Origin of the sequence: Streptomyces sp. MnatMP-M17, from assembly GCF_900091995.1 — a bacterium.
Taxonomy (GTDB): domain Bacteria; phylum Actinomycetota; class Actinomycetes; order Streptomycetales; family Streptomycetaceae; genus Streptomyces.
Map to the genome: position 1 here is coordinate 1 of NZ_FMDK01000475.1, position 3,736 is coordinate 3,736.

Annotated in this window: 5 protein-coding genes; 1 reads left to right on the forward strand and 4 read right to left on the reverse strand. The window is 65.2% G+C overall.

Going from position 1 to position 3,736, the window contains the following annotated elements; all coding sequences use genetic code 11:
- The 4 genes from GA0115259_RS21375 to GA0115259_RS21390 all read right to left on the reverse strand — a co-directional run.
- The coding region (locus tag GA0115259_RS21375; protein WP_141716647.1) for a hypothetical protein at positions 1 to 282 on the reverse strand (282 nt) is incomplete at its 3' end.
- A 230-nt stretch (positions 283 to 512) separates the two neighbouring features.
- The gene (locus GA0115259_RS21380) at positions 513 to 1,481 is read right to left on the reverse strand and encodes an SRPBCC family protein (protein WP_093599629.1); all 969 of its coding nucleotides are present in this window, start codon (positions 1,479 to 1,481) and stop codon (positions 513 to 515) included.
- Between the two features lie 6 nt (positions 1,482 to 1,487).
- Entirely contained in the window at positions 1,488 to 2,072 is a 585-nt protein-coding gene (locus GA0115259_RS21385; RefSeq protein WP_093599632.1) for a hypothetical protein, read from the reverse strand.
- A 66-nt stretch (positions 2,073 to 2,138) separates the two neighbouring features.
- Positions 2,139 to 2,570: an Asp23/Gls24 family envelope stress response protein gene (locus GA0115259_RS21390; protein ID WP_093599635.1), complete on the reverse strand. Its 432-nt coding sequence runs from the start codon at positions 2,568 to 2,570 to the stop codon at positions 2,139 to 2,141.
- A 296-nt stretch (positions 2,571 to 2,866) separates the two neighbouring features.
- Between GA0115259_RS21390 and GA0115259_RS21395 the strand changes: the two genes are divergently transcribed.
- A complete protein-coding gene (locus tag GA0115259_RS21395; RefSeq protein ID WP_093599638.1) occupies positions 2,867 to 3,661 on the forward strand; it encodes a hypothetical protein in 795 nt (264 codons plus the stop codon).
- The last annotated feature ends 75 nt before the right edge of the window (positions 3,662 to 3,736 follow it).

The window sequence follows — 3,736 nt, forward strand, 5'->3', positions numbered from 1 at the left end:
CGGATCGGCGGCGAGCACATCGGACAGGCCGGGCTCACCCGCTGTCCAGTGGAGCGATACATGGGGCCAGTGCAGATATCCGCGCTGCATGTCGAGCCAGGCACGGTCGAAACGCAGCGGCAGAAAGACCGGACCGGGATCGGCCGAATAGAACAACGCGAGCCCCGCGTAGTGATGGCCTTCGATGTCCCACGACCGTAAATGATCGCTGCGGAATTGCGCCGGAAAGAATTGACGATTGTACTCGGCCACATTGCCGATATGGGTGTTACCGCCGCTCATGAAGCAGTCCGGCCATGATGACTTCCCCCCTGGGCCGCCGTCCGGCCGCTCAGCGTAACCGGCTTCCCGGCCGGGCACCAGGCGTTCCGCGACACATATCCAGGAGTGTCCAGAAGTATCCAGGAGAGGAGAGAAAGGCACGGAAGTGAAATTCGCGACGGCCGTGGCCGATGTTTCGGACGGGACTTCGCCGGAGCGGCGACATCGCGGTCGGCGCCGCGACGGCTCCGTCATCTCCTGACGGAGCCGTCCGCGGCCCGCGCCTCGTCCGCGGCCGGCACCTCGTCGTCGTGCTCGGACTCGCCCTCCGCGCCGTCCTCTTCGGCGTCCCCTTCTTCGGCTTCGTCGAGTTCGGCGTCCTCCGCCGCTTCCTCCTCCATCGCCTCCTCATGCGTACGTACGACTTCGCCGTCCCTGATTTCGCCGCGCCAGCCCTCGGGATCTTCATCGGTGAGCGTCACGTACCGCTGGAAGTGCTTGAAGTCGAGGCGGAGCCGACGGCCCTGGGCACGCCACAGATTGCCCGTCTTCTCGAAGAACCCTGAGGGGTAGTACTCGACAACGAGAGCGATCCGGGTCAGATTCGGCGCCAGTTCATGAAAGCTCACAGCGCCGTGGGTCGCGCCCTTCGATCCCTCCGACGTCCACACGATACGGTCGTCGGGTATCTGCTCCTGGACCGTGGCTTTGAAGCTCCGCGTCGAAGGACCGACCTTGGTCCGCCAGTCACTCGTCACGTCGTCGCTCTTCGTCACACTGCTGACGCCCTTGGTGAAAGCACCGAATCTCTCGTACCGCGTCCAGTGGTCGTAGGCGGTCCGGAGCGGTACTCCCACATCGATGAATTCAACGATGTTCGTGACCTTCGTGTCACCGGTCTTCCGGCCGCGCCCTCCGCCGAAGACACCCTTCACCCGCTCGACGAAACTGTCCTTCGCCGCCTTCGCCTTCTCGCTCAAGAACGCCTTCAGCGGCGACTCGCCATGCAGGACACGGGAGCCGATGGCGGACAACTGTCCTCCGCTCTCGGCGACTTGTGTGAGCTGTTCCGTGACTCCGGAGACTTTCTCACTGAGCTTCTCCGCCGCCTTCGCCGCGGCGTGCTCCAGTTCCATACCGACGAAATGCTTGATCTCTCCGCGCACTCCACCGACGACCGCACTTCCGGCGTCGCGGACCTTCTCCGCTGTCTTCACCATGGCTGCCTACCTCCGACGGCTGTCACGCGTAGGGAATGTCCTGGCCGCCTTCCTCCTCGGCGAGGCTGTCTTCTTCCTCGGGGAGGCTGTCTTCCCGGCCTCCCTCCCGGCCGGAGCGCCCTTGCCCGGAGCCCTGCCCGACTGACGCTTCTTGCGCCGGAGTTCATCGGACTCCCGAGTACGGTGACGGCCCGAGGGCGGTTCGTCTTCCGTATCCTCCTCGGACTCCTCGTCCTCGTACTGGTCCTCCGGGTACTCGTCCTCCCGCTCCTCCTGTTTCCCACCGAGGTTGACTGCGCGGCTGCTGATCGAGTCGCTCAACGAGCCCACACGCCGGCCGACCACGGCCGAGAGAGCCTCTCGCGCCGCGTCCATGCCTTCCTCGCGCACCTGCTCCTGCAACTCCGCGACTTCCGGAATCTCTCCCAGGCGTCGTACTCCGTCGGTGACCAGTTGCTTCGGATCGACGCCGAGGCCCTTGCCCGCCACAAATGTCGCGACGGTCAGAGCGAGCCGGCCTTTCTTCGTACGGCCGAGCACATAGCCGCCCAGCACCGCCGAAGCCAGGGCCACTTTGGTTCTCTGATCCATGACTGTGCCACCTTTGATCACATTGTTCGGTTACGACCGGCGCCCGCCTCACCGGACGGTCCCGTCTCACTGCACGCGTGACGATTCACTCTCTTCTTCGTCGTCGGCTCCGGGCACATGGACGGCGAGAACGCCGATGTTCACCTCGACCACGTCCAGTCCGGTCATGCTCTCCACGGCTTCGGAGACATTCGACCGGATATTGCCCGCGGTCTCGGTGATCGGTGAGCCGTATTCGACGACGATGCCCAGATCGATCGCGGTCTGCTTCTCACCGACTTCCACTTGCACACCGCGAGCGGCGGAGTCGTCCGAGCCAGGCATCTTGCCGCGCATGGCTCCCATGGCGCGGGACATGCCTCCGCCCATGGCGTAGACACCGGATGCCTCCCGGGCCGCGATGCCCGCGATGGACGCGACGACCGAGTCGGCGATGGTGGTCTTTCCCTTGACCGTGCTTTCCTTGCTGCCCGCCAGAGTGGCTTCGTCGGCTGCCATTGGAGGACGCCCCTTCCCGCAATGAGGATCTACGCGCCGGCACCTTGATGAGGTAAGCGATGAGGTATGCGAAAACAGAGTGCTCGACGGGCTCGACCTGAGAGTCACCAGCCCTGCCGACGGCCCTGCCTCCTCTCTCCACTCTGCCCGGCATGTCGTGGTGATGCCATTCGAGTGACTCCATGAGGAATGATCACGGCTGTAGTCTTTTTCAGCCGTCGAACGTCGATTGCGTCCGGCACCGGTGAAGCCGACAATTGCTTGAGGGGCCGAATCGTTGAGGATGTGCGGACATCATGGACGACGCCGAAAACGCCGAAGCCGAGTATGGCGGCCTCGAAGCCGAGGAGAACCCGACGGACGAGATGGTCGGGGACGAAATGGTGGACGAGGGCCCCTCGGACGTCTACCTCGATGTGCCGGTACTGAACATCGATGAGATCAATCTTGAGGTCGAGGACCTCTCCGCGCGTGTGTCACTGCGGGCCGAGGTCCTGGATCTCCTCAAGCTACAGGTGGGCGCCGATGTGGAACTCGGCAAGGTGGAACTCGGCATCAAGGGCGTGGAGGCACAGGCCCAGCTCAAGGTCCGGCTCGGCAATGTGGCCGCCATCGTCAATCGCGTACTGACGACGATCGACCGGAACCCGGAGATTCTGGAGCAGTTGACGCGAGGTGTGGGCGCGGCCGTCGAGGAGGTCGGAACGGGTACCCGTCATGCCGTCGGCGAACTGGGCCGTGGCACGGGCCGCGCCGTCGAGGAGGTGGGACACGGCGCCGGAGGAGCCGTCGAGTATGTCGGCCGAGGCGCCGGCGAAGCGGTCGAGGACGTAGGGCACGGGGCCGGCGAAGCGGTCGAGGACGTAGGGCGCGAGGCCGGCGAAGCGGTCGAGGATGTGGGACACGGGGTCCGGGAGACCGTCGAGGACGTCGGCGATACGGCCGGTGAAGTCGTCGGGAGCACCGCGAAGAAGCGTGGCCGCAAAGAGGCCAGGGCACCGGAAGTAAGCACTCGTGCACGCAGGGACAGTGAGACACGGTCGTCCAGGACGGCCCGACGCCGTACGGCGCATCGGCGCCAAATGGACTGACAGGCGGTCGAGTCCGGCCGGATTCCTCAACCGTCGCCGCGGCCGGCGGCGTCGGCCGCGGCGATCGCCGCGGCG

Coding starts and splice junctions, on each gene's coding strand:
- GA0115259_RS21395 (WP_093599638.1), top strand. CDS start 2,867: ATGGACGACGCCGAAAACGCCGAAGCCGAGTATGGCGGCCTCGAAGCC.
- GA0115259_RS21380 (WP_093599629.1), bottom strand. CDS start 1,481: ATGGTGAAGACAGCGGAGAAGGTCCGCGACGCCGGAAGTGCGGTCGTC.
- GA0115259_RS21385 (WP_093599632.1), bottom strand. CDS start 2,072: ATGGATCAGAGAACCAAAGTGGCCCTGGCTTCGGCGGTGCTGGGCGGC.
- GA0115259_RS21390 (WP_093599635.1), bottom strand. CDS start 2,570: ATGGCAGCCGACGAAGCCACTCTGGCGGGCAGCAAGGAAAGCACGGTC.